General features: G+C 60.9%; 21 protein-coding genes and 2 tRNA genes. 12 read left to right on the forward strand and 11 right to left on the reverse strand.

Annotation, left to right across the window (positions count from 1 at the left end):
* Window positions 1-4: 4 nt before the first annotated feature.
* Window positions 5-1,216, reverse strand: a complete 1,212-nt coding sequence (gene trpB, locus Q1K31_RS04785; protein ID WP_300377287.1) for a tryptophan synthase subunit beta — start codon at window positions 1,214-1,216, stop codon at window positions 5-7.
* 65 nt (window positions 1,217-1,281) lie between these two features.
* The gene (locus Q1K31_RS04790) at window positions 1,282-1,911 is read right to left on the reverse strand and encodes a phosphoribosylanthranilate isomerase (RefSeq protein ID WP_300377289.1); all 630 of its coding nucleotides are present in this window, start codon (window positions 1,909-1,911) and stop codon (window positions 1,282-1,284) included.
* A 131-nt stretch (window positions 1,912-2,042) separates the two neighbouring features.
* On the opposite strand from Q1K31_RS04790, the gene Q1K31_RS04795 reads away from it, so the two are divergent.
* From Q1K31_RS04795 to Q1K31_RS04805, 3 genes are all read left to right on the forward strand, one after another.
* Window positions 2,043-3,221 (forward strand): CoA transferase, encoded by a 1,179-nt coding sequence (locus Q1K31_RS04795; protein WP_300377291.1) that lies wholly within the window; start codon window positions 2,043-2,045, stop codon window positions 3,219-3,221.
* Between the two features lie 430 nt (window positions 3,222-3,651).
* On the forward strand, window positions 3,652-4,470 hold the full coding sequence (locus Q1K31_RS04800; RefSeq protein ID WP_300377293.1) for a class I SAM-dependent methyltransferase: 819 nt from the start codon (window positions 3,652-3,654) through the stop codon (window positions 4,468-4,470).
* Complete coding sequence (locus Q1K31_RS04805; protein WP_300377295.1) at window positions 4,470-5,303, forward strand: cyclopropane-fatty-acyl-phospholipid synthase family protein; 834 nt, start codon at window positions 4,470-4,472, stop codon at window positions 5,301-5,303. Before Q1K31_RS04800 ends, Q1K31_RS04805 begins: the two co-directional genes overlap by 1 nt.
* A 61-nt stretch (window positions 5,304-5,364) precedes the next feature.
* On the opposite strand, the gene Q1K31_RS04810 is transcribed toward Q1K31_RS04805, so the two are convergent.
* Window positions 5,365-6,162 (reverse strand): DUF72 domain-containing protein, encoded by a 798-nt coding sequence (locus Q1K31_RS04810; protein ID WP_300377296.1) that lies wholly within the window; start codon window positions 6,160-6,162, stop codon window positions 5,365-5,367.
* Between the two features lie 151 nt (window positions 6,163-6,313).
* Between Q1K31_RS04810 and Q1K31_RS04815 the strand changes: the two genes are divergently transcribed.
* Complete coding sequence (locus Q1K31_RS04815) at window positions 6,314-7,399, forward strand: helix-turn-helix transcriptional regulator (RefSeq protein ID WP_300377298.1); 1,086 nt, start codon at window positions 6,314-6,316, stop codon at window positions 7,397-7,399.
* A 121-nt stretch (window positions 7,400-7,520) separates the two neighbouring features.
* Here Q1K31_RS04815 and Q1K31_RS04820 read toward each other — a convergent pair.
* Window positions 7,521-7,604, reverse strand: a tRNA-Leu gene (locus tag Q1K31_RS04820).
* Window positions 7,605-7,844: 240 nt separating this feature from the next.
* Window positions 7,845-7,935 (reverse strand) — tRNA-Ser (locus Q1K31_RS04825).
* 111 nt (window positions 7,936-8,046) lie between these two features.
* Here Q1K31_RS04825 and msrA point away from each other — a divergent pair.
* Genes msrA through Q1K31_RS04845 form a run of 4 tightly spaced genes read left to right on the forward strand, consistent with a single transcriptional unit; the run spans window position 8,047 to window position 12,132 of the window.
* Window positions 8,047-8,700, forward strand: coding sequence for a peptide-methionine (S)-S-oxide reductase MsrA (gene msrA / locus Q1K31_RS04830; RefSeq protein ID WP_300377300.1), 654 nt, complete (start codon window positions 8,047-8,049; stop codon window positions 8,698-8,700).
* Window positions 8,701-8,721: 21 nt separating this feature from the next.
* A complete protein-coding gene (gluQRS, locus tag Q1K31_RS04835; RefSeq protein WP_300377301.1) occupies window positions 8,722-9,567 on the forward strand; it encodes a tRNA glutamyl-Q(34) synthetase GluQRS in 846 nt (281 codons plus the stop codon).
* Between the two features lie 7 nt (window positions 9,568-9,574).
* Window positions 9,575-10,519, forward strand: a complete 945-nt coding sequence (locus Q1K31_RS04840) for a DMT family transporter (RefSeq protein ID WP_300377303.1) — start codon at window positions 9,575-9,577, stop codon at window positions 10,517-10,519.
* Window positions 10,520-10,545: 26 nt separating this feature from the next.
* Window positions 10,546-12,132 carry an alkaline phosphatase gene (locus tag Q1K31_RS04845; RefSeq protein WP_300377305.1) on the forward strand — a complete coding sequence of 529 codons (1,587 nt, stop codon included), beginning with the start codon at window positions 10,546-10,548 and terminating at the stop codon, window positions 12,130-12,132.
* Here Q1K31_RS04845 and Q1K31_RS04850 read toward each other — a convergent pair.
* From Q1K31_RS04850 to ykgO, 4 genes are all read right to left on the reverse strand, one after another.
* On the reverse strand, window positions 12,120-13,079 hold the full coding sequence (locus Q1K31_RS04850; RefSeq protein WP_300377307.1) for an alpha/beta hydrolase: 960 nt from the start codon (window positions 13,077-13,079) through the stop codon (window positions 12,120-12,122). The genes Q1K31_RS04845 and Q1K31_RS04850 overlap by 13 nt on opposite strands.
* On the reverse strand, window positions 13,076-13,606 hold the full coding sequence (locus tag Q1K31_RS04855; RefSeq protein WP_300377309.1) for a tetratricopeptide repeat protein: 531 nt from the start codon (window positions 13,604-13,606) through the stop codon (window positions 13,076-13,078). The genes Q1K31_RS04850 and Q1K31_RS04855 overlap by 4 nt, the downstream gene beginning before the upstream one ends.
* Window positions 13,607-13,671: 65 nt before the next feature.
* A complete protein-coding gene (locus Q1K31_RS04860) occupies window positions 13,672-14,280 on the reverse strand; it encodes an HAD family phosphatase (RefSeq protein WP_300377311.1) in 609 nt (202 codons plus the stop codon).
* A gap of 41 nt (window positions 14,281-14,321) precedes the next feature.
* The gene (ykgO, locus tag Q1K31_RS04865; RefSeq protein ID WP_300377313.1) at window positions 14,322-14,447 is read right to left on the reverse strand and encodes a type B 50S ribosomal protein L36; all 126 of its coding nucleotides are present in this window, start codon (window positions 14,445-14,447) and stop codon (window positions 14,322-14,324) included.
* 107 nt (window positions 14,448-14,554) lie between these two features.
* Between ykgO and Q1K31_RS04870 the strand changes: the two genes are divergently transcribed.
* Window positions 14,555-16,018 carry a lytic murein transglycosylase gene (locus Q1K31_RS04870; protein ID WP_300377316.1) on the forward strand — a complete coding sequence of 488 codons (1,464 nt, stop codon included), beginning with the start codon at window positions 14,555-14,557 and terminating at the stop codon, window positions 16,016-16,018.
* Here the strand turns inward: Q1K31_RS04870 and Q1K31_RS04875 are convergent.
* On the reverse strand, window positions 16,015-17,310 hold the full coding sequence (locus Q1K31_RS04875) for an MFS transporter (RefSeq protein ID WP_300377318.1): 1,296 nt from the start codon (window positions 17,308-17,310) through the stop codon (window positions 16,015-16,017). The two genes, Q1K31_RS04870 and Q1K31_RS04875, sit on opposite strands and share 4 nt — an antisense overlap.
* 133 nt (window positions 17,311-17,443) lie before the next feature.
* Between Q1K31_RS04875 and Q1K31_RS04880 the strand changes: the two genes are divergently transcribed.
* The 3 genes from Q1K31_RS04880 (at window position 17,444) to Q1K31_RS04890 (ending at window position 20,965) form a co-directional block, all read left to right on the forward strand.
* Window positions 17,444-18,331, forward strand: a complete 888-nt coding sequence (locus Q1K31_RS04880) for a motility-associated protein (RefSeq protein ID WP_300377320.1) — start codon at window positions 17,444-17,446, stop codon at window positions 18,329-18,331.
* 89 nt (window positions 18,332-18,420) lie between these two features.
* Complete coding sequence (locus tag Q1K31_RS04885; RefSeq protein WP_300377322.1) at window positions 18,421-18,945, forward strand: hypothetical protein; 525 nt, start codon at window positions 18,421-18,423, stop codon at window positions 18,943-18,945.
* Between the two features lie 28 nt (window positions 18,946-18,973).
* On the forward strand, window positions 18,974-20,965 hold the full coding sequence (locus Q1K31_RS04890) for a sodium:proton antiporter (protein WP_300377324.1): 1,992 nt from the start codon (window positions 18,974-18,976) through the stop codon (window positions 20,963-20,965).
* Here Q1K31_RS04890 and Q1K31_RS04895 read toward each other — a convergent pair.
* Window positions 20,955-21,674: a M48 family metallopeptidase gene (locus Q1K31_RS04895; protein ID WP_300377326.1), complete on the reverse strand. Its 720-nt coding sequence runs from the start codon at window positions 21,672-21,674 to the stop codon at window positions 20,955-20,957. The genes Q1K31_RS04890 and Q1K31_RS04895 overlap by 11 nt on opposite strands.
* Between the last annotated feature and the right edge of the window lie 18 nt (window positions 21,675-21,692).

Below are 21,692 nucleotides of genomic sequence, written 5' to 3' on the forward strand. Positions count from 1 at the left end.
ACGCCTAAATCTCCATTCCCAGATGCTCAGCGACCGAGAAGATGTCCTTGTCGCCGCGGCCGCAGAGATTCATGATCAGGATGTCCTCCTTGTCCATGCTCTCGCAGACGTCGCCCAGGCGGGCAATCGCATGCGCCGGTTCCAGCGCTGGGATGATGCCTTCAAGACGGGTGCAGAGCTGGAAGCCTTCGAGCGCCTCCTTGTCCGTACACGTCAGGTATTCCGCCCGGCCCGTATCCCGAAGGAAGGCGTGTTCCGGGCCGATCCCGGGATAATCCAGACCGGCAGAAATCGAGTGGGCATCGATGATCTGGCCGTCATCGGTCTGCAACAGATAGGTCCGGTTGCCATGCAGGATGCCGGGTACGCCGCCATTCAGCGCGGCAGCATGCTCACCGGTCTCGATCCCGTGGCCTGATGCCTCCACACCTACAAGCCGCACTCCCTCATCCTCGATGAAGGGGTGAAACAAGCCGATCGCGTTGGAGCCGCCGCCGATACAGGCCATCACGGCATCCGGCAGGCGCCCCTCACGCTCCATGATCTGGCGTTTGGCTTCCTGCCCGATGACGGACTGGAAGTCGCGTACAAGCTCAGGATAAGGGTGTGGCCCAGCGGCCGTGCCGATCACGTAGAATGTGTCGTGGACATTGGTGACCCAGTCGCGCAGCGCCTCGTTCATCGCATCTTTCAGTGTGCCCGTGCCGGACGAGACAGGAACGATCTCGGCCCCCAGCATCCGCATACGGAAAACATTCGGCTTCTGGCGCTCGACATCCGTCGCACCCATGAACACGACGCATTTAAGACCGAAGCGGGCACAGACGGTTGCCGTCGCAACGCCATGCTGGCCAGCACCCGTTTCGGCAATGATCCGCTTTTTTCCCATCCGCATGGCGAGCAGGACCTGGCCGAGGCAGTTATTGATCTTGTGCGCGCCGGTATGATTGAGTTCATCGCGCTTGAAATAGATTTTCGGGCCGCCGAAATGCGCGCTCATCCGCTCGGCATGATAGAGCGGCGATGGCCGGCCGACATAGTGCTTCCAGAGGTCATCCATCTCAGCCGCAAAGGCCGGGTCCTTCTTGGCGGCGCGATACTCATCCTCGAGCTCGAGCACGAGCGGCATCAGCGTTTCAGCGACATAGCGCCCGCCAAACTCACCAAAACGGCCCTTCTCGTCGGGCCACTGGTCCCATGTATTGAGCTTGTTCATTCTGATTCCCGCTTCACTTCGTTGCGCGCTGGATCGCACTCAAGGCTGTTTCTCATCTGGCTTTCCTATCCGGCGGCCTTTGCAGCAGCGATGAAATTGGCGATCAAGGTCTCATCCTTTACGCCTCTCTGGCACTCGACTCCAGAGGACACATCGACCGCAACTGCACCGGTTGCAGCAATGGCACCGGCAACATTGTCCACATCCAGTCCGCCAGAGAGAATCCACGGCGTCGAGGGTTGCCAGTCGTCAAGGACTGACCAGTCAAACGGGCGGCCGTGCCCGCCTGGCACATCGCTGCCTTGCGGCGGTCTGGCATCCAGCAGGTACTGGTCGGCAGCCGTATATGCCTCAAGGGCTGCAAGATCGCCGGCACTGGTAACCCCATGCGCCTTCCAGACCTCGGCGCCCGTGCGTTTCTTGATCTCCTCAACCCGTTGCGGGCTTTCCCGGCCATGCAGCTGGAGCGTGGAAATCCCCGCCTGAACCACCTCGTCGATCAACCGGTCATCGGCATCGACGAGCAGGGCAACCGGCGTACAGCCAGGATAGTGCGGCAGGCGCGCAACTGTCTTCACATCCACAGCGCGCACGGATTTCGCAAAAAAAACAAAGCCAACCCAGTCTGCCCCAGCCTCAGCGGCCACACGCAGCATCGCCTCGTCCCGGAGGCCGCAGATTTTCACTTTCGCCATGACCGAAGGCTGGTGGCGCGGCCATTCACCGAAGTCAAGAAAATCTCCCTGCCCCGACGGTAAGCGCGCCTTGATATTTACGAATGCGTCCGGGCTTGCTGAATAGGCGCCAGAAGGAGGACTTAAAGCCCATGCCAGGTTCCACGCTGCTCTCTGATATCCGCATTGCCGACATGACCACGGTGATCTTCGGCCCTTATTGCACGCAGACGCTCGCCGACATGGGGGCGGACGTCGTCAAGCTGGAACCGCCCAAGGGCGATGACTTCCGAAATGTCGGCAAGCCCGCGAAAAACAAGCGCATGGGCCCATGCCACCTGACCATGAACCGCGGCAAGCGCTCGGTCGTCTGGGACATGAAATCGGATCAGGGAAAGGCGGCGATCCGCAAGCTGATCGAGAACAGTGATGTCTTTATCCACAATATCCGCCCCGACGCGGTCGCGCGGCTGGGCCTGACCTTCAAAGAGGTGAAGGCGATCAAGCCGGACATTGTCTATGTGCACTGCCTCGGCTTCGGATCGGAAGGGCCATATGCGGGCCGGCCGGCCTATGATGATCTCATCCAGGCCCTGTCAGGGGCGACCAGCCTGCTGCCGCGCGTCGACGGCAACGAGGCACCACGCTTCCTGCCGACTGCCTTTGCCGACAAGGTATCCGGTCTGCACGCCACGCACGCGACCCTGGCCGCCCTGCATCACCGCGACCGCACGGGCGAAGCCGTCCATGTCGAGGTGCCGATGTTCGAGTGCGTCACCAGCTTCCTCTTCGAGGAGCACTTCTACGAAGCCGCCTTCGATCCGCCAGTCGGCCCGCACTGCTATCAGCGACAGGTCGACAATTCCCGCCAGCCCGTGCGCACACAGGATGGCTGGATCGTCATCGCGCCTTATGTTGATCATCGCTGGATAACGCTCTTCGATGTCATCGGCGCGCCCGAAGAACTCGAGGACGAGCGGATCAATGACTATAAGGGCCGCTTCTTCAACCAGCCCTACATGATGTCGCGTATACAGGCGCATTTCGTGAATTTCACGACGGCCGACCTGCTGGCGAAGCTCGGCGCCGCCGACATTCCCTGCGCCAACGCGACAGATATCTCAGAGGTCCAGCAGGACCCGCACCTGAAGGCGGTGAATTTTTTCCAGCGCCGTGAGCATCCGAGCGAAGGCGGATACTGGGAAGTCCAGCCCCCCTTGCGTTTCGCAGGCGTCCGGTCCCGCGATATCAGCCCGGCCCCACGGCTGGGAGAACATACTGACCAGGTGCTTGAAGAACTTGGACTGGGCGCCGATCCGGCTGACAGATAGATACCTTCGGGCCCCGGATTATGGGTTCCGCAGCGGAATTGTGCCCAATCTCTGAGCAGAAATGCTTTGACATGAAAAATTCTTTCTTCGCAGCTGCGCACAGCGAAAGCAGTTCCCTGTTTTACGCACCGCCCCTTAATAGCGTTGTTTTATAAGACTTTTTTGTCGCATAAATGGCGTGCATTTCAGAGGCAAACACGTTTTGCGTGTTATTTCGCAAAATTGCGCCCCTGTTTCCGGCCTTAAATACTTTGACCTTTCGACCTAGATTTGAGACTTGGTAGCCGCGGCACGCAGCCGACAACCGCGCAATATGCGGCTTTTGACACAATCGTGAGGCACGCAGCCGGTGACACTGGCAGCAAGGGCTATTGCGAAAGACGCAAGGACCCGCCTCACCCCGACAACTCGAATGCGAGGAGGAGAGAAGATGGCATCCATGTCTGGCTCTCAAACTGCAATGGATACAAAACAGGATTATGGCGATGATCCGCTGTCCGTACGCGAGACAGGCCATTATCGTGAGGAGTATATCGAGGGCTTCGTTGACAAGTGGGACGCCCTGATCGACTGGGATGGCCGCGCCAAGGGCGAAGGCCAGTTCTTCGTCGACCTGCTGCGCGAGCGCGGCAAGCATACGGTTCTCGACGTCGCCACGGGCACAGGCTTCCACTCCTGCCGCCTCATGGAAGAAGGCTTTGATGTCACCAGTGTCGACGGATCTGCCGAAATGCTGATGAAAGCATTCGAGAATGCCGGTGACCGCGGCCAGGTGCTCAAGACGACCCAGGCCGACTGGCGCTGGCTCAACAAGGATATCAAGGGCAAGTTCGACGCGATCATCTGTCTGGGCAATTCCTTCACCCACATCCACGACGAGATGGATCGCCGCCGGGCGCTGGCTGAATTCTACGCAGCGCTGAAGCATGACGGTATCCTGATCATCGACCATCGCAATTACGATGCGATCCTCGACAATGACTTCTCGACCAAGCACCAGTTCTACTATTGCGGCAAGGACATCGTTGCCGAGCCGGAATATGTCGATGATGGCCTGGCCCGCTTCCGCTACAGCTTCCCGGACGGCTCGGTCTACAATCTCAACATGTTCCCGCTTCGCCAGCGTTACGTGAAGCAGCTGCTCAACGAAGCCGGCTTCAGGGAGATCAAGACCTATGGCGACTTCCAGGCCGATTTCGGCGAGGAACAGCCAGACTTCTACATCCAGGTTGCGGAGAAAACGTACTAATGAGCCAACAGGACGATATTGCCGTCGCTGAAGCCTATTATGACAGCGACGACGCCGACCGTTTCTATTTCACCATCTGGGGCGGCGAAGACATCCACGTCGGCATGTACAAGACGCCGGATGAGCCGATCGCCCCGGCCAGCAAGCGCACCGTTGAGACCATGGCGGATATGATGGGCGAGGCCGGCAAGGCTGCCCGCATCATCGACCTGGGCGCAGGGTATGGCGGCTCGGCCCGGTATCTGGTGAAAGAGGCGGACGCCAAGGAAGTCGTGTGCGTCAATATTTCCGAGACGCAGAACAAGCTGAACCGCAAGAAGAATGAAGCTGCGGGCCTTAATGACAGGATCGAGGTGCTGCACGGCTCCTTTGACGACGTACCGGCCAAGGATGAGTCCTTCGACGTGGTCTGGAGCCAGGATTCTTTCCTGCACGGGGCTGACCGGAAGAAGATCATCGAGGAATGCACCCGCATCCTGAAGCCGGGTGGCCGGCTGATCTTCACCGACATCCTCCAGGACCCGGATGCGCCCAAGGACAAGCTCCAGCCTGTCTATGACCGCATCCACCTTCCAAGCCTCGGCTCTGTCGACTTCTACGACAAGGCAGCCGAAGACCTCGGATTGACGGTCGGGCCCCGCAAGATGCTGCCTGATGCGCTGCCGACGCACTACGGCCGCGTGCGTGAGGAACTCATGTCACGCCGCGACGAACTAAAAGGCGTTGTATCGGACGAGTACGCCGACCGCATGATCGAAGGCCTCGCCGCATGGGTCGATGGCGGCAAGTCCGGCTGGCTCAACTGGGGCATCCTCACCTATGACAAGCCGTAGGGCCTGAACCTGATTTTTCTGAAGAAGGCCGGGCACTGCGCCCGGCCTTTTTTTGCGCGGACTAGCCTGTGCGCGCCATCAGCGCTTTCGCAGCTAGCGGGTTCAGGACCTTTTCTCCGCTTATGAAGTACGCAAACACATCCCGCCTGCCAGGGCTTCCCGGCTCGGAAACGGTCCTCAGTCCATCAGGCGCGTCGCCAGCGGCGAGCGCAGCAAGCCTTTCAGACCAGCTGTCCAGGTCCCTGGAGGGGTATCCCGCCTTGTGTCCCGCCTGCGTGCCCATAAGCCGCAGATAGGCGAAATCACCTGTCTGATCGCCGAGCTGCGGAAAGTCACTGTCGGCGGCCGTGACGACGGCCACGCCATACTTCCTGGCAAGGGCGACGAACGCCGGTATGCAGAAGCTCTCATGACGCACTTCAACGGCATGACGCAGCTTCACCCCATCTGCCTCGCCCGGCAGGAGCTCCAGAAAAGCCTCGAAATCTTCAGCCTCGAATGTCTTGGTGGCCATGAACTGCCAGTTTATTGGCCCCAGGCGTGCCCCCAGAAGCGTCACACCACTATCGATGAAACGCGCGACAGAATCGCCAGCTTCGGCGAGCACCTTACGGTTCGTTGCATAACGCGGGCCTTTCAGGGCGAAAACGAAGTCTTCCGGGGTCTCATCACGCCATTTGCGGAACGTGTCCGGCTTCTGTGAACGATAATAGGTCCCGTTCACCTCGATCGAGGAGAGCGCCCGGCTTGCATATTCCAGCTCCCGCTTCTGGGTAAGGTCATCCGGATAGAAAACGCCCCGCCAGGGTGCATAGGTCCACCCGCCAATCCCGATACGGATCCTGCCGCGCTCCGCCATGGCCTTGTCTCCTCCGGTTGCTCGATGGATGAGAAGGCCACCCACCCCAGGAGTCAATCGCTCTGGGGGCACGCTTCAGGGATGCGTCAGGGGCTTGAGCCAGCGGCCTGCCTGCCTATTCTGGACAGCCTAGGATAGAAGGATTGTTCAGGTGAAACACGCTGAACTTGCCCGGGCTTTTGACGAAGCAGCGCTGTCACCAGCGGACTGGATGCCCGCCCTCAGCCAGCTGGCCGATGCATGCGGCGCGCCGCATGCGCAGCTTATCGGTCTCGGCGGCCCCTCAAGGATCATGTTCAACTGGATCTCGAACGGATCCGGGAAGGTGGAGGAACTCGGTCTCGACCCGGCGCTTCATGACCCCAGCACGAATTACCGGATCATTGCCAGCCATTATGCTTCGGATGGCGAGATCATCGATGAACGCGCCTATGACAGGATCATCAACCGTCTTCCGTCCCTGAGCTATGTGGAACGGATTGAGCGGCACGGCATGCGCCACGGGGTCCAGACCAGCCTGGCCCTGGACGAACGCAGCCTCGTCGGACTGGCTACGTTACGCGCCGACAGGACCACCCCTGAACAGCTGGAGATGTTCAGACAGGCTGCGCCACTAGCCCGAAATGCCCTGCACATGCAGGTAGCCCTCGATCATCAGGGAGCCCAGCTCCTTGCGGGCACATTCGAGGCCATGAGCATCGCCGCCTTTGTGCTCGACGGCATCGGCATGGTCCGCGCAATGACCCCTGCCGCGGAAGAGATTGTCGCCTCCACCGGGCCGTTCACGCTTTCGAGGGGTCAACTTTGCACTTCCGAACAGCGCGGCAATAACGAACTGCAACGCGCCATCGCAGCCGCAGTCGAAACCGGGGACAGCCCGGCTCGAAATTTCTCGATCGTTCTGGGACTGAATGATGGCGACCCACTTGTCGTCGATGTCGTGCGTCTTCCCAAACGCGAATGGGCCATGCAGTTCAGCCCCCGGGCCGTGGTGATCCCGAAGCTCAGGAAAACACGCCTCACACCGCGTGGCCTGCTGCGTAAGGCATTCGGCCTGACGGAAGCGGAAGAACGCGTGACGCAGGAGATATTGCTCGGCAAATCCCGCGCCGAGATCGCACGGACCCGGCAGGTCAGCACAACAACGGTAAACAGCCAGCTGAAAAGCATCTTCGCCAAGACCGGCGTAACACGTGAAGCCTATCTCATCGCCAAACTACGCGAACTGGTCGATTAGCCCCGCCCTTAACCAACACGCCGCATCGCACCCCATCGGACAACAAAAGCGAAGTCAGCCCCTAAATATGCCTATTTTAGAAGGTTTTATGGAGCTTTTCGGACTGTCTCGGAAAAAGCAATGGTGCCAGGAGAGGACTCGAACCTCCACGTCGTGAGACACACGGACCTGAACCGTGCGCGTCTACCAATTCCGCCACCTGGGCACAGGGATCGGAAGGCGGGTTGATATGGCACCAACCCCTGCTCGTCAACGGGCAATGCCAGCCACATTTTCCGCTCATATATTAAGAGTGACATGTCGCACTGCGCCCGCATGCACGGCGGTTCACGCATCTTGCTTTTTTGAACCATGCACCTGGAAGATGCCAGACGTTGGTCACTCCCCCCCTCGGGGTCATCAATACCGGATTTAGGAAATGGCGGCCTGGCAGGCCCAAACAGACTGGCGGAGAGACAGGGATTCGAACCCTGGAGACGGGGATACCGCCTACACGCGTTCCAGGCGTGCGCCTTCGACCACTCGGCCACCTCTCCGCAGAAGTGGCGCTCTATAACGGAAGCGTGATGGTCTCCGCAAGCCCGTGATTGTTAATCAGCTGCATACACCCCATATCCAGCCCAAGAAATGATGAAAGGACGAGGTTCATGTTCTTCTCCAGAAAACCTGCCCCCATGCCGGAAAAGGGCAAGGCCCTGCCCGGCCGCGACACGCCGATCCCTACCGCTGAAACCCATTTCGTGAGCGGCAGGCCTCTCAAGGCTGAGAGACCTGAGGGTTATGAGGAGATCGTTCTCGGCATGGGCTGTTTCTGGGGGGTGGAACGTATCTTCTGGCAGATGGATGGGGTCTGGCTGACCCAGGCCGGCTATGCCGGGGGCGAGACACCGAACCCGACCTATGAAGAGACCTGCACAGGCGAAACCGGACATACGGAGGTGGTGCGTGTCATCTATGACCCGGCAAAAGTCTCGACCAGCACAGTCCTGAAAGCCTTCTGGGAAGGCCATGACCCTACGCAGGGCATGCGACAGGGTAATGATGTCGGCACGCAGTACAGGTCGGCCATATTCACCACCACGCAGGAGCAGCTCGATGCCGCCAGAGCGTCCAGGGACACGTATGAAAAAGCGCTGGGCGAGTCGGGACGTGGCCAGATCACGACAGAAATCGGGATGCTCGATAAGTTCTACCATGCCGAGGATTATCACCAGCAATACCTGGCCAAGAACCCGAATGGCTATTGCGGCATCGGCGGTACTGGTGTCTCCTGCCCCATGCCAACAGGTGTCAGCGCCTGATGCATTTGCTAGGCGGGTTGCGTGACTGATTTCGTAACCCGCTTTGCCCCTTCTCCGACCGGGCGCCTTCATCTCGGCCATGCTGCGTCTGCCTTCCATGTCTGGGAAGCCGCGCGCCAAGCCGGGGGCAAGGTGTTGCTGCGCATCGAGGATATCGACCAGGGCCGCTGCAAGCCGGAATACACTGACGCCATACTTGAGGATCTCGCTTGGCTGGGGTTTGAGTGGGACAGTGGAGTCCGCATCCAGTCAGAGCACTTCGTTGAATATGACAGCGTCGTCGAATACCTCACATCGCTGGGGCTGACCTATCGCTGTTTCCGGAGCCGTAGCGACATTGCCGCGGAGCAGGCCAAAGCCGGCCTGCCGCCCGGCACGCCTTTTGCCGGACAGCCCCTCCCGCCTGAAGAAGAAGCCCGCCGGATGAATGAAGGCGCGTCATACACCTGGCGGCTCTCGCTGGAGAAGTGCCGCGAGTATCTTGGGGCCGGCTATCACCAGCTTGCCTTCGATCTCGTCACACCTGAGGGCCATCACGAGATCATCAAGGCCCGGCCCGACCTGCACGGTGACATCAACCTGACGCGGAAGGACTCACCAACCGCCTATCATGTCGCCTGCACCCATGATGACGCGCTGCAAAACATCACGCATGTGATCCGCGGCAACGACCTGGCGGAAGCAGCGCATATTCACGTGCTGATTCAAAAGCTTATGGGCTGGCCACAGCCTGTCTATACCCACCACGCACTTGTTATGGGCCCGGATGGCAAACGGCTTGCCAAACGCTTTGCATCACAAAGTATTGCCGCCCTGAGGGCGGACGGTCTATCGGCGGATCAGGTTCGCCGCATGGCCGGAGTGTGAAGCACATATGACTGACAAGGATATCCCCCTGCCGTCGGCCCGCGCCTGGATCGGCCCCCTGCTTCTGCTGGCCGGGGGGAGCCTTATCGGGCTGGCCCCGATCGGGATGCGGTTCGGGCTGGATGCGCTGGGCCCGCAGGCGATCGCCTTCTGGCGCTTTCTCTTTGCAATCCCGTTCCTGTTCATCATCCTTATCGGTATCGAGCGGCGTATGCCCGCCCGGATCAACCGTTATTGCGTGCTTGCCGGGCTTTTCTTCGCGCTCGACATCGGGCTCTGGCACTGGGCGCTGACGGTGACGACCGTGGCCAACGCCACGTTTATTGTGAACCTCGGCAATATATGCGTCGGTTTCGCCGCATGGCTGTTCTTCAAGGAGAAGCCAAAGCCGGTCTGGTTTGCCGCCGTCTTTGTCGCCTTCTGCGGCGCTGCGGCCCTGTCACTCGGTGGAGAGCCCGGCGGCAAGGGCGATATTCGCGGCGACCTGATGGCGCTCGGCGCAGCTTTCCTCGTTGCGGGCTACATGCTGTTCTCGAAACTGGCCCGCAACCGTATGGGCGCGATGGATGCGATCTTCTGGCTGACCGTGGTCGAGGCCTGCGCCGCAGCGGTTCTGGTGATGATTTCCGGCGAATCCTTCCTGCCCGCCACGCTGGCAGGCTTTGGCGCTCCGCTTTTCCTGGCACTCGCCGCACAGGTTGGCGGACAGGGCCTCATCATTGCCGGGCTGGGCCGCACCCCCGCAGCGGTGGCCGGAATTGTCGTGCTGATCCAGCCGGTCGTGGCTGCCGCCATCTCATGGCAGCTTTTCGATGAACCACTCAGCGCTATTCAGGGCAGCGGCGCTGCGCTCATCCTGTTCGGTATATGGCTATCGCAAGGGGGTGTACGTAGAAACAGACGCCGGTCTGAAGCAAAACGGTTACAGGACGCCATTAGGGGTGCCGAATAGCCATCCAGTTTCCGAGGGAGGATCCAATGCGAACCATTTTCCTGTCCATGACGAGTGCGCTCGCGCTTGCCGCCTGCGCAACAACCACCCAGACATCCACCGCGCCCACGCCCGCGCAGGAGGCCTCTGCGTCGGCTGTGACGGATACAGATAACGGGGCCAGCCGCCTTGGACGTGTAGCCTATAAGCCGCAGCAGGCTGGCGACTCCTATTACACATCCGCTTCTGCCAGCGTCAGCGAACGCGCAGGGGCAGATTTCGCACCCAAGGCGAAAAACATAATTCTCTTCGTCGGCGACGGCATGGGTGTTTCCACCATCACAGCGGGACGGATCTATGCAGGCCAGCAGCGTGGCGTGGATGGGGAGAGTTATCGCCTGACAATGGAAAGCCTGCCCTGGTCGGCCTTTTCAAAGACCTACAGCCATGATGCCCAGGTTTCCGATTCCGCCTCCACCGCCACGGCCATGATGAGCGGCGTCAAGACGGCCTCCCGCACGCTTGGCCTGCGCCAGGGTGTCGCCTATGGAAATTGCGCCTCCGCGCAGGGTCAGGGCACGGATTCGATCTTCGAGATTGCCGAGAAGGCCGGCCTGGCCACAGGCATCGTCTCGACTGCTCGCATCACACACGCCACACCTGCTGCAACTTATTCGGAATCAGCCAACCGCAACTGGGAGGACGACCGCGAAGTCGGCGAAACCGACTGCACCGACATCGCCAGCCAGCTCATCGATTGGCCAGCCGGTGACGGTTTCGAGGTCGTGCTTGGCGGCGGGCGCGCACCCTTCATGCCGGCCAGCATCAACGATCCCGAAACAGGAGAACCGGCAGGTGCACGCGTTGATGGCGAGAACCTGATCGACGGCTGGACAGCAAAATCATCCGATCATGTCTACATCACCGACAGGACAAGCTTTGACGCGACCGATTTTGCCAGCAGCGCGCGCGTCCTTGGCCTCTTCCAGCCCTCCCACATGCAGTATGAACTGGACCGTGCTAATGACACTGCCGGTGAGCCTTCGCTCTCTGAGCTCACACGCGCCGCCATTACCCGTCTATCGCGTGAGGATGAAGGCTATATTCTGCTCGTAGAGGGCGGCCGGATCGATCATGCCCATCACGGCGTCAATGCCGCGCGCGCGCTTGGCGACACCGATGCACTGGACCAGGCGGTCGCCACTGCGCTTGAGATGACCAGCACCGAGGATACCCTGATCATGGTCACGGCGGACCACTCCCACACGATGACAATTGCGGGGTATCCAGCACGGGGCAATCCGATTCTCGGCAAGGTCGGCTATGGCCCCGGCGGCATGGCGCGCGCCGATGACGGGAAGCCCTACACCACACTTGGTTATGCCAATGGCGAGACCGCCTGCGCGCCGGGCGAAGAGGAATGCGCCCGCAAGGACATCACCAGCACTGATACCACCGACAAGGACTACCAGCAGCAATCCCACGTCTTCATGGGCTCAGAGACCCATGCCGGTGAGGATGTCCCGGTATTCGCCAGCGGCCCAGGTGCCGAGCTGGTGCGCGGCGTGATCGAGCAGAATGAGCTTTTCCATATCATGGGCCGGGCCAGCGGACTGGTCGATTACGAAGACTGATCGCCTTCACGCGCTGCAAGATTGCGGATCGCATCGGCCACCTCTGCGCCATTGTCATGATGGGGCATGTGGCCGCTATCTGCGAGGGGCACGAGGGTGAAGTCCCCGACCTGATGCTTGATCTTCCCGGCGTGAAGCTTCGGATCGATGACGGTATCCTGCGCCCCTGAAAACAGGATGACCGGCATGTCGAGTTCAGGATACCTGTCCTGTTGCGCGGCAAGCTCCTCACGCAGAGCATTCATGTCCTTGGCGTTGGCACGGAATTCCGGCGGCCTGAACAACAGTCCGAGCCCGCTATTCTCATAATAATTCTCCGGGGCATCGTTCGGATCGAAGACGCTATCAATCCCGCTCTTTACCGCCCCTGGCCCGGCAATCGGGGCGAACTGGGAAAAGGCCGGCCCCAGAACAGGTGGTCCGGCCAGGCCATTATACCAGGCAATCCCGCCACCGCCCCAGTCATGCGTGGTCGGCGCAAGCAGGACGAGACCTTTAACCAGCTCCGGATGATCGAGCGCCAGGCGCAAGGCGACCGATCCACCATATGAGTGACCGACCACTACGGCCTGCTGGTCCGGCGCGAGCGCCCTGAGCGCACCTGCCATCTGGGCGGCCTGCACACCGAGCTCCTCACCATCCTCTGGACGGCCCGAATAGCCGTGCCCGGGCCGGTCAGCCATCAGGACCTGGTGATTTTCTGAAAGCCGCGGCGCGAGTGTGAAGGTGAACTCCCGCGCATTGGCCGAGGCTCCATGAATCATCAGGACGACCGGCCCATCCATTCCCGCCTTGATGACATGAACCGGAACACCGTTCACATCCACCTGTTCACCAATTGGCGGCCAGCGATTTTCCACGCGATCCGTGTATACGGCACTGTGCACACAAGCCCCAAGGCCGGCAGCCATCAAGACCAGCAGGAGAAGCAGCACTGTCAGCTTCAAAGCCCTGTCCCGGTCTGTTCTCTCTCGAGTCGCGCAACTGCTGATTTCGCAGGCCCCAATGTCGGATGAATCTTGAGGGCTTCACGATAGGCTTCCAACGCTTCTTTGCTCGCGCCCAGTTCCTCCAGCACCCGGCCAAGCCCGGTCCAGGCGCCGAAATGACGTGGCTCCAGTTCAAGCGCCTTGTTCACATCGCGAAGGGCTTCGGCCATCTTTTCCTCGCGCAGGAAAACCGAGGCCCGGCGGTTATAGGCTTCAGCATAGTCCGGCTGGATTGACATAACCCGATCATACAGTTCACGGGCAAGCTCCAGGTCGCCATTCGACTGCGCGGTGACAGCCCGCTCCATGACGAGATCGGCGGCCGCAGACCCGCTCTCCATCCAGGCCGACCATATGTCGAGTGCAACGCTTGTCGCCTGCTCTTCGGTCTGGGCGTTCTTCAATTCCTCGAACATCTCGTCGCTCGGCCCGTGATCGGGGCCACTGACGAGGACAAGGCTGGCAAAGGCGAGCGCTTTGATCATGCGTTCAAGTATGAGGCTATAGGTGGCCCCGGCAAGGCCCGATTGCGGTAATCGCGCGGCAGTTCCTAGAGAATTTCCTCAGAGACCAGCGCGGCTTCAAGCTCTCCGGCGCAACGGAAGTGGTGCCCCCGGAAGCCGAGGCGGCGGGCGGCTTCAATGTTTTTCTCGCTGTCATCAATGAAAAAGACCTGCGCCGGATCGGGATTGCCCATACGGTTCAGTGCGATCTCGTATATCGCCGGGTCGGGCTTGATGAGGCGTTCCTCGCCGGACACCACAACATCGCGGAGGCGGCGGATAAGCGGGAAATGCTCGAGCATCCCCGGCCAGATTTCATGCGAAATGTTGGATAGCCCGTAGAGCGGGTACTGAGCCTCGTCCAGGCGCTTGATGAGCTCTGGAACGCCGTCGACATACCCGTCGAACATTTCGAACCAGCGCCCGTGCCAGGCGTCGATTTCAGCAGCATATTCGGGATGAAGCGCTTTCAGCTGCCGGGCGCCCTCGGCAAAGGAGCGACCCCGGTCATGCTCGACATGCCAGGCCATCGTACAGACCTCGCCGCAGAAACGGCGCGCTTCGTCTTCGCTGTCGAAAACCTTGCGGTAAAGGTAGACCGGATCCCAGTCCACCACGACATTACCCAGGTCGAACAGGATGATGCGTTCAGCCAAGCGGGGGAAACCTCCGCGCACTGCACGCATTCATATCTTGATTAACCCTGTTTTGCTTTAAAGCGTGGGTCAGTCTTGTTGATGACGTAAGTACGGCCCTTGCGGCGCACCACCTTGCAATCGCGATGACGCGACTTCAGGGCTTTAATGGAGGATTTGACTTTCATGGGACGGACCCTGCGATTTCTGGAAACTCGTAAGGGCGCGGAAATACTCAATGCCCCATGCAGAGTCAACGTTGCAGACACACCCTCATGGCAAAGGACTTGCTGAAATGACCAAACCGAGCTCGACGCCTCACCGCTGGGCAATGGCTTCTGCTCTCAGTGCGCTGATCGGCGCCTGTGCAGCGACACCACAGGCACCCGCCACATCAACAGGCGCTGTTCCCACGCCTTCGCCCAAGCCAGAGCAGCCAGCTCAATCGCCTGCCCCTCAGCCTGAGCCACAGGCAGCACAAACGGCAGACCCACAGGTGCAAGAGACACCCACCCCGGCTGCAGGGCCCGTGCCCGGTGACCCGACCGGGGATCCTGACGCTGCCGCCCTCAGCGGTCCGACCGGTCCGTTCACACCGACCCGCCACACTGAAATGAACCAGTGGCGCGAAGACTTTTCCGCTCGTGCGCGCGTAGAAGGCCGCAATCCGGCGGTCGTCTTTGCCATACTGGAAGGCATTTCACCCTTGCCCCTCTATCTCAGTGAAGACGAGGATGTCGCCCAGACCGGGGTCGAGGACCAGGCCGAGTTTGCCAAGGCAATCTGGGAGTATCTGCGTACGGCCGTCACGACTGCCCGTTTCGAGACCGGCCAGACGAAACTGGCAGAGCTTGCCCCCGTCTTCGACCGGCTGGAGCAGGCTTATGGCGTCGACCGCGAAGTTATCGCTGCCATCTGGGCGATGGAAACCAATTACGGGTCGTATATCGGCGACTATGATGCGGCCAACACACTCTCCAACATGGCCGTCGAGGGCCGCCGGCGCAGCTTTGCCGAGAGCCAGCTGATCGCGCTCATGAAGATTGTCGAGAACGGTTACGCGACGCGCGCACAGCTCGGGTCCGGCTGGGCAGGCGCGATGGGACAGACCCAGTTCATGCCGACCACCTATCTCGCCTATGCCCAGGACTATGACGGCAATGGCAAAGCCGATCTCTGGGCATACGCCCCGGACGCCCTGGCCTCTGCAGCCAATTATCTTTCGCAGTCCGGCTATTCCCTGGATCAGCCCTGGGGGACCGAGGTTCTCGCCCCGGCGAATTTCGACTGGTCCTATGCCGACGGCAATGATCGCCGTCTCTCGACCTGGAAAGCCCTCGGTCTCTCCCCCATACGCGGTGGCGGTTTCGAGCCGGGCGACGGGGCCTATGCCGAGCTCTGGCTTCCGGCTGGCGCACAGGGGCCGAAGTACCTGCTGTTCAAGAATTTCAGCGTCTTCAAGACCTATAACCGCTCCAACTCCTATGCCCTTGCCGTCGGGCTTCTCGCCGATGGCCTGCGCGGCGAATACGGCCCTGTCGCTTCATGGCCGACACACGTTCCGCGCCTTACCGGCAGCGAGGTGAAGACGCTGCAAGCCACGCTGAACCAGCTTGGCTATGATGCCGGGCCCGTCGACGGCATTGTCGGCAGCGGCACGCGTGGCGCGTTGCAGGAATTCCAGAAGGCCAATGGCATGACGGCGGACGGATATGTCTCGAAACCCGCGCTTCAGGCCGTGCTGAACGTGGCAGGTTAGTCGTAGATCTCTGGCCGGTCGTCCGGATCGTCTTCCATCACCTGGTTAGCGGGGAAGACGAGACGGGCAAAGCCGGCCATGAAGAGCAGCATCAGCCCTGCGCCGATAAAGGGCGCGAAGGGGTGAACGTGCTCGTACATCCACGGCCCGAAGAACGGGCTGACAATAAAGCCCATGCCATTCGCTGAGATGACGAGCCCTGCGACATTACCCTGAAGGCTTGATCCGACAGCAAGCGATGCCCCGCTTGAAAAGCCTGGCCGGGCGAGCCCCTGCCCGATACCGACAAAGAACTGCGCGAGCACCAGAACGGCAAATTCACGCGTCGGCACGATCAGGAAAGCCCCGAGCGACAGGGTAAGCGCGCCCCAGATCATCAGGGTCCGGTTGGTCATCTTCAGGCGCGGGATCAGCACGAGCTGGGAAATCAGCGTGCCTGTCGCCCCGACCGTGTAGGCTGGACCCGTGAACTGCATAGCCTCGGCCCCGCCAACCTCGATCTTGTCCATGATGGCGAACGCGAATGTCTGCATCAGGACGCCCGTCACAATGGACAGAAGCACCGCGAATATGAGGTAGGGCAGGACGCGCGGGTCACGCCACAGGCCGTCACCTTCACGTTTCTCCCCGCGTTTCAGCCCCGCTTCACGCTTTGGAGGCGTGTGCTCCGGCAGGCGCGTAAAGATCAGGAAGGACATTACCGCGGCAATCGCGCTTATCATGAAGACAGGCGTGAGAAGGCCGAAGACGGCCCCGGCGGCGGCTGCGAAGGCAGGCCCGGCAACCGCCCCGAAGCTGAAGCCTGATGTCAGGGAAGCGATTTCGGACGTGCGGTCCTCTCGCCGGGTGCGGTCGGCAATATAGGCCTGTGCAGCCGGATTGGTCGCCGATCCGATAAGCCCGAAAAGGGTGCGCGAACAGAGCAGGCAGACAAAAACGACCAGCGCGCTCTTGATATACCCCGCCATGGCCAGGGCAGCGAACGTCCCGAAAAGGAGCATGGAAACAGAAAAGCCAAGCATGCCGATCGCGGCGACACGGCGTCGGCCGAGATCATTACTCTTGCGCCCCCAGAAGGATGAGCAGATTGCCCACATCGCTGCCGAGAGCGAGAAAATCGCCCCGGCCATCCAGTCCGGCAGACCAAGGTCGCGGATCAGCGGCGGCAGGATCGCGCTGACCAGCATGGTGTTGCCCGCACCAACCGCCAGCAGCGCAAAGAAAAGGAGCCGGAAGGCCCCGCGTCGGTCGGGTCTGTCCTGTCCGAACTGCGGGGAGGATTCAACACTCATGCCCTCTCATCGGCCCGGCCCGGAGAAAGATCAAGCACTGCGGATAAATTTCAGGCTTCCGCCCATATGGAAACCTAATTGTAAGCCCAGCCTGTCATGATCATCCCTTGAAACCTGTCAAACCGGGACGTGAATGACCCAGATTATCGGCCTTCTGACTGTCTTTATCGTCGTTGTTGGCGCGCTCGCTTTCAGCGGAAGCCCTGCCATTGCCGAAGCCCTGCCCGTCGAGCTTGGCCTGATTGGCGGCGCCGCCGCCGGCACGCTGCTGATTGGCAACTCCCCGAAGATTGCAGGTGCCGCCGTGAAAGGTATCGGACAGGCCATGCGCGGCCCGAAATGGACACGACAGGATTATAGCGACCTCCTGACAGGGATGCATGACCTGATGCGCCGGGCCCGGCGTGGCGGTTTTGTTGCGATCGAGGCTGACATCGAGGAACCGCTGGCCTCGCCCGTTTTCGCCAACCGGCCGAAACTGACCGCAGATGAACCAGCCGTCAGCATGATTACCAGCAGCTTTCGCCTGCTCTCGCTCAATCCCGGCGGCCCGTCCCCCATCCAGGCCCATTTGCGGGATTCCATCTCCACAGTGGCAGAAAACCGTCACCGCGCAGTGGCCGCGCTGAACACGCTGGCCGATACTCTCCCCGCGCTCGGGATCGTCGCAGCGGTGCTCGGCATCATCAAGACGATGAGCGCCATCGACCAGTCGCCGGATGTGATCGGCCCGATGATTGCGGCAGCCCTGCTCGGCACCTTCCTCGGCGTTTTCCTTGCCTATGGCCTTGTCGGCCCGATCGCGGCGCGGTTCGGCCAGGTTGTGGATGAAGAGATGCAATACATGGAAACGATCGGCACCCTCATCTCCGCGCATGACAGCGGCATGGCACCGCTGACCGCGCTCGAAATGGCCCGGGCGCGCCTGCCCGTCCACCTGCGCCCATCGCTTGAAGAAATCGATGCTTCCATCTCGACCGTGGAAAGCCTCCCCCGCCAGAAGATTGGCCACACAGCCTGACAAGTCAGCGATTTTCGCATCTCCGGCTGGTTTTTGACCGGTGGATTGACTAGGTGTTACCGGTCCCGCGTTGGGTGAAGGAGTGCTGGATGTCGCGATTTGATCAGCTGACAGACACTGTTGAGACCTATCAGGCGCTCGCCGCCGAGAATTATGCGCGCGTGCGCCAGCTTGCCGAAGAACTTCGTGCCGGGCTGTGCGACCATCTTGGCGCCTCGGATGGCGTGTGTGTGCAACTCGTACCGCCGCAGGGGGAGTTCCAGCCGAAAGCCTATGGTGACAATGCATTTTCCGTGGCCCCGCGCGGCTTCCGTCCGCTTGGGCCCATCGCTTTCGGCATTGCCGTACGTGTGACCCGCGCCACGGACTGGATCCGCGTCACCATGCAATGCCAGAAAATCGGTGAGCACCTCATCCTCGATATCCAGGGTGGGGAATCCTTCAAACTCGACCTGCCCTTGACGGGCGACGATTCCATAAAACTGTTTGAATATGTCTATCAGCACGTGCTGAACTGGTTTCAGTCTAGGATTGATCAATATCAGCAGGGGGAATACGGGACCCGCGAGATTGGCTTCGATTTCTCGCGTGAAACAGATAGCGCCAACGCCTGAGCAGCCCCCGTAGCGGTAATCACGACACATGCCAGATTTTCATCTTCCTCTCGCGGCTGTAGGCTCTGAAGGCCTGATTTTCGCCTGCGCCCTTATCGGGGCGCTCGGTCTCGGCGCACAATGGCTCGCATGGCGCCTGCAGGCTCCGGCCATCGTGCTGATGGCACTTGCCGGGCTTGCGGCCGGCCCCCTCTGGCAGATCATCTTCGGCAAACCCCTCCTCGACCCTTCCGAAACCTTCGGGGATCTCTTGCGACCGATCGTCTCCCTGTGTGTGGCGGTCATCCTCTTCGAAGGCGGCCTCATCCTGAAATTCGAGAATTTGCGCGATGCGGGCGCTGCGGTGCGCCGGATGGTCTTCTTCGGCGGCCCGCTGGCCTGGGTCCTCGGCTCACTGGCTGCACGCTATGCCGCCGGGCTGGACTGGGCGAGCGCAATCGTCATCGCCGGTGTCATGGTCGTGACCGGCCCGACCGTCATCATGCCCCTCCTGCGCCAGTCGAAGCTGGCCGGCCGCCCCGCCCAGTTCCTGAAATGGGAAGGCATCGTGAATGACCCGATCGGTGCGCTTTTCGCTGTCGCCGCCTTCGAGATTGTCCGCGTCGCCTCACAGGGCGACTCGACCTTCTGGGCAGGGATGTGGATTCTGACTGCGGCGGGTTTCGGCATCCTGCTCGGGATCGCTTTCGGGCTTGCCATGTCGCGTGCATTCCGGGCCGGCTGGACGCCTGAATACCTCAAGGCTCCGCTGATCTTTGCCTCGATCATCCTGTGCTACGCCATTTCCGAACAGGTCGAGCACGAGACAGGCCTGGTGGCTGTCACCGCCTACGGTATGACGCTGGCCAATTCCCGCCTGGCGGATCTTTCGGAACTCAGGAAGTTCAAGGAGGATATTGCCGTCCTGCTTGTCTCGGGCGTGTTCGTCATCCTGACAGCAGACCTGACGCCGCAGATCATAAGCTCTGCACTCAATATCAATACGCTGCTCTTCCTCATCACAATGCTCTTCGTGGTCCGCCCGCTGGCGGTCTGGATTGCCACGTTCGGCACGCTCAGCCGCAAGGAAGCGCTGCTACTCGGCTGGATTGCTCCGCGCGGCATCGTGGCCGTCGCCGTTTCAGGCCTGTTCGGGTCGCTGCTCGTCGACCTTTCACGCGAAGGCCGGTTCTATTTCTCCGGGGCCGACCAGATCGTGCCGCTAGCCTTTGCCATGGTGTTCACCACCGTCGTGCTGCACGGTTTCACGATTGGCCCGCTTGCCCGCCGGCTCGGCCTGGCCCGTGCGGAAAAGCCCGGCCTCCTGCTGGTCGGGGCAAATTCCTGGAGTATCGAGTTCGCCAAGGCCCTCAAGGCCAGCAAGGTCGATGTCATCCTGGCAGACAGCAACTACCGCCGCCTGCGGCCTGCGCGCGAAGCCGGGCTCGACACCTTCCTGGGCGAGGTTCTCTCCGAAGATGCCGAAATCAAGCTCGACCATGCCCGCTTCGATACGGTCGTCGCCCTCTCGACCAACGACTCTCACAATGCACTGGTCTGTAATCAATTCGCCCCGGAAGTCGGCCGCCACCGCGTGTACCAGCTGTCCCTCTCGGAAGGAGACGAAGTCGATGAGAAATCTGTCGGCTCTGCTGCACGCGGGCGCACCCTGATCCGGCGTGGACGTACCTATGACGGCCTGATCCGCGACCAGTATCGCGGCTGGACCTTCTCGCGCACACGCCTCACCGACAAGTACACGCTCGAGCAATATCTCTCTGAACGGCCAAAAGGCGATCTCGTCGCCGAAATCCGCCCGGACGGGACAATGGTCCTGCTAGGCCCAGCGCGGGAAGCCCGCGGCGGCGAAGGCGCGACAATCATCAGCTTCGCGCCGGACCAGCAACCAACAACCCCTGCGCGTGAGAAGGACGCAGAACCGTCCAGCGAAAGCGACAGCAGCACGAAGACTTCCAGCGAGAAACCAAAGCAGGGCAAGCCGAAAACCGAAAAGGCAAAAAGCGAGAAATCTAAAGGCTGACGGCGTGAAGGCTGGCCCCATGCCGCCTCAGCCAGGCGCGCTCTTTCTTCCAGTCCGGCCTGCACCGCGCGACATGCGCCCAGAAACGCGAGCTGTGATTCATTTCCAAGAGGTGCGCGCACTCGTGTGCGGCGACATACTCCAGCACCTCGGGCGGCGCCATTATCAGCCGCCAGGAAAAGGCCAGCCGGCCATCGGATGTGCACGAACCCCAGCGTGAGCGCGTGTCCTTGACCGTCACGCGCCTGGCGTCCACGCTCAGGGCAGCACAATAGCGGTCAACCGCCCGGGCCAACTCGTCCTTTGCCATGCGTCGCAGGAAACGTTCCGCCCGCCGGCCCAGTGTCCCGGCATCGCCCGGCAGGTTGAGAACTTGCGGCTCGCCTTGGTCAAGGCTGGCGCGCCGCCCCTCTCCCGCGCAACTGAGGCGGCAGTCACGCCCCCGGAGCTGTATGGTCTGGCCATCGCCCATGATGACTTCCGGCGGCATCTGGCGCAGGCGCGCCGCAGCCCAATCAACACGCTCATGCGCAAACCGCGCGGCAGCCTTCATGTGCCGCCTTGATGGCGCAACAACAACAGCTTCCCGGCGCTTCTCGTCGAGCCTCAAAATAATGCGGCGGGCACGCGGATTGACCTGAATGCGAACAGGGATATCCATGCCGCAGGGGGACGTCAGTATCATGGTCTGGTTTTTATCGACAATCATGATATCCCTCGACTCGTG

It is taken from the genome of Henriciella sp., from assembly GCF_029936995.1.
Lineage (GTDB): Bacteria > Pseudomonadota > Alphaproteobacteria > Caulobacterales > Hyphomonadaceae > Henriciella.

What these genes read in the sequence shown, in the direction of transcription:
- Q1K31_RS04805 (WP_300377295.1), top strand. Translation starts at nt 4,470, where the DNA reads ATGAGCCAACAGGACGATATTGCCGTCGCTGAAGCCTATTATGACAGC.
- Q1K31_RS04795 (WP_300377291.1), top strand. Translation starts at nt 2,043, where the DNA reads ATGCCAGGTTCCACGCTGCTCTCTGATATCCGCATTGCCGACATGACC.
- Q1K31_RS04895 (WP_300377326.1), bottom strand. Translation starts at nt 21,674, where the DNA reads ATGATTGTCGATAAAAACCAGACCATGATACTGACGTCCCCCTGCGGC.
- Q1K31_RS04840 (WP_300377303.1), top strand. Translation starts at nt 9,575, where the DNA reads ATGACTGACAAGGATATCCCCCTGCCGTCGGCCCGCGCCTGGATCGGC.
- Q1K31_RS04800 (WP_300377293.1), top strand. Translation starts at nt 3,652, where the DNA reads ATGGCATCCATGTCTGGCTCTCAAACTGCAATGGATACAAAACAGGAT.
- ykgO (WP_300377313.1), bottom strand. Translation starts at nt 14,447, where the DNA reads ATGAAAGTCAAATCCTCCATTAAAGCCCTGAAGTCGCGTCATCGCGAT.
- Q1K31_RS04885 (WP_300377322.1), top strand. Translation starts at nt 18,421, where the DNA reads ATGTCGCGATTTGATCAGCTGACAGACACTGTTGAGACCTATCAGGCG.
- msrA (WP_300377300.1), top strand. Translation starts at nt 8,047, where the DNA reads ATGTTCTTCTCCAGAAAACCTGCCCCCATGCCGGAAAAGGGCAAGGCC.
- Q1K31_RS04870 (WP_300377316.1), top strand. Translation starts at nt 14,555, where the DNA reads ATGACCAAACCGAGCTCGACGCCTCACCGCTGGGCAATGGCTTCTGCT.
- Q1K31_RS04810 (WP_300377296.1), bottom strand. Translation starts at nt 6,162, where the DNA reads ATGGCGGAGCGCGGCAGGATCCGTATCGGGATTGGCGGGTGGACCTAT.
- Q1K31_RS04790 (WP_300377289.1), bottom strand. Translation starts at nt 1,911, where the DNA reads ATGGCGAAAGTGAAAATCTGCGGCCTCCGGGACGAGGCGATGCTGCGT.
- Q1K31_RS04845 (WP_300377305.1), top strand. Translation starts at nt 10,546, where the DNA reads ATGCGAACCATTTTCCTGTCCATGACGAGTGCGCTCGCGCTTGCCGCC.
- Q1K31_RS04855 (WP_300377309.1), bottom strand. Translation starts at nt 13,606, where the DNA reads ATGATCAAAGCGCTCGCCTTTGCCAGCCTTGTCCTCGTCAGTGGCCCC.
- Q1K31_RS04890 (WP_300377324.1), top strand. Translation starts at nt 18,974, where the DNA reads ATGCCAGATTTTCATCTTCCTCTCGCGGCTGTAGGCTCTGAAGGCCTG.
- Q1K31_RS04875 (WP_300377318.1), bottom strand. Translation starts at nt 17,310, where the DNA reads ATGAGTGTTGAATCCTCCCCGCAGTTCGGACAGGACAGACCCGACCGA.
- Q1K31_RS04880 (WP_300377320.1), top strand. Translation starts at nt 17,444, where the DNA reads ATGACCCAGATTATCGGCCTTCTGACTGTCTTTATCGTCGTTGTTGGC.
- trpB (WP_300377287.1), bottom strand. Translation starts at nt 1,216, where the DNA reads ATGAACAAGCTCAATACATGGGACCAGTGGCCCGACGAGAAGGGCCGT.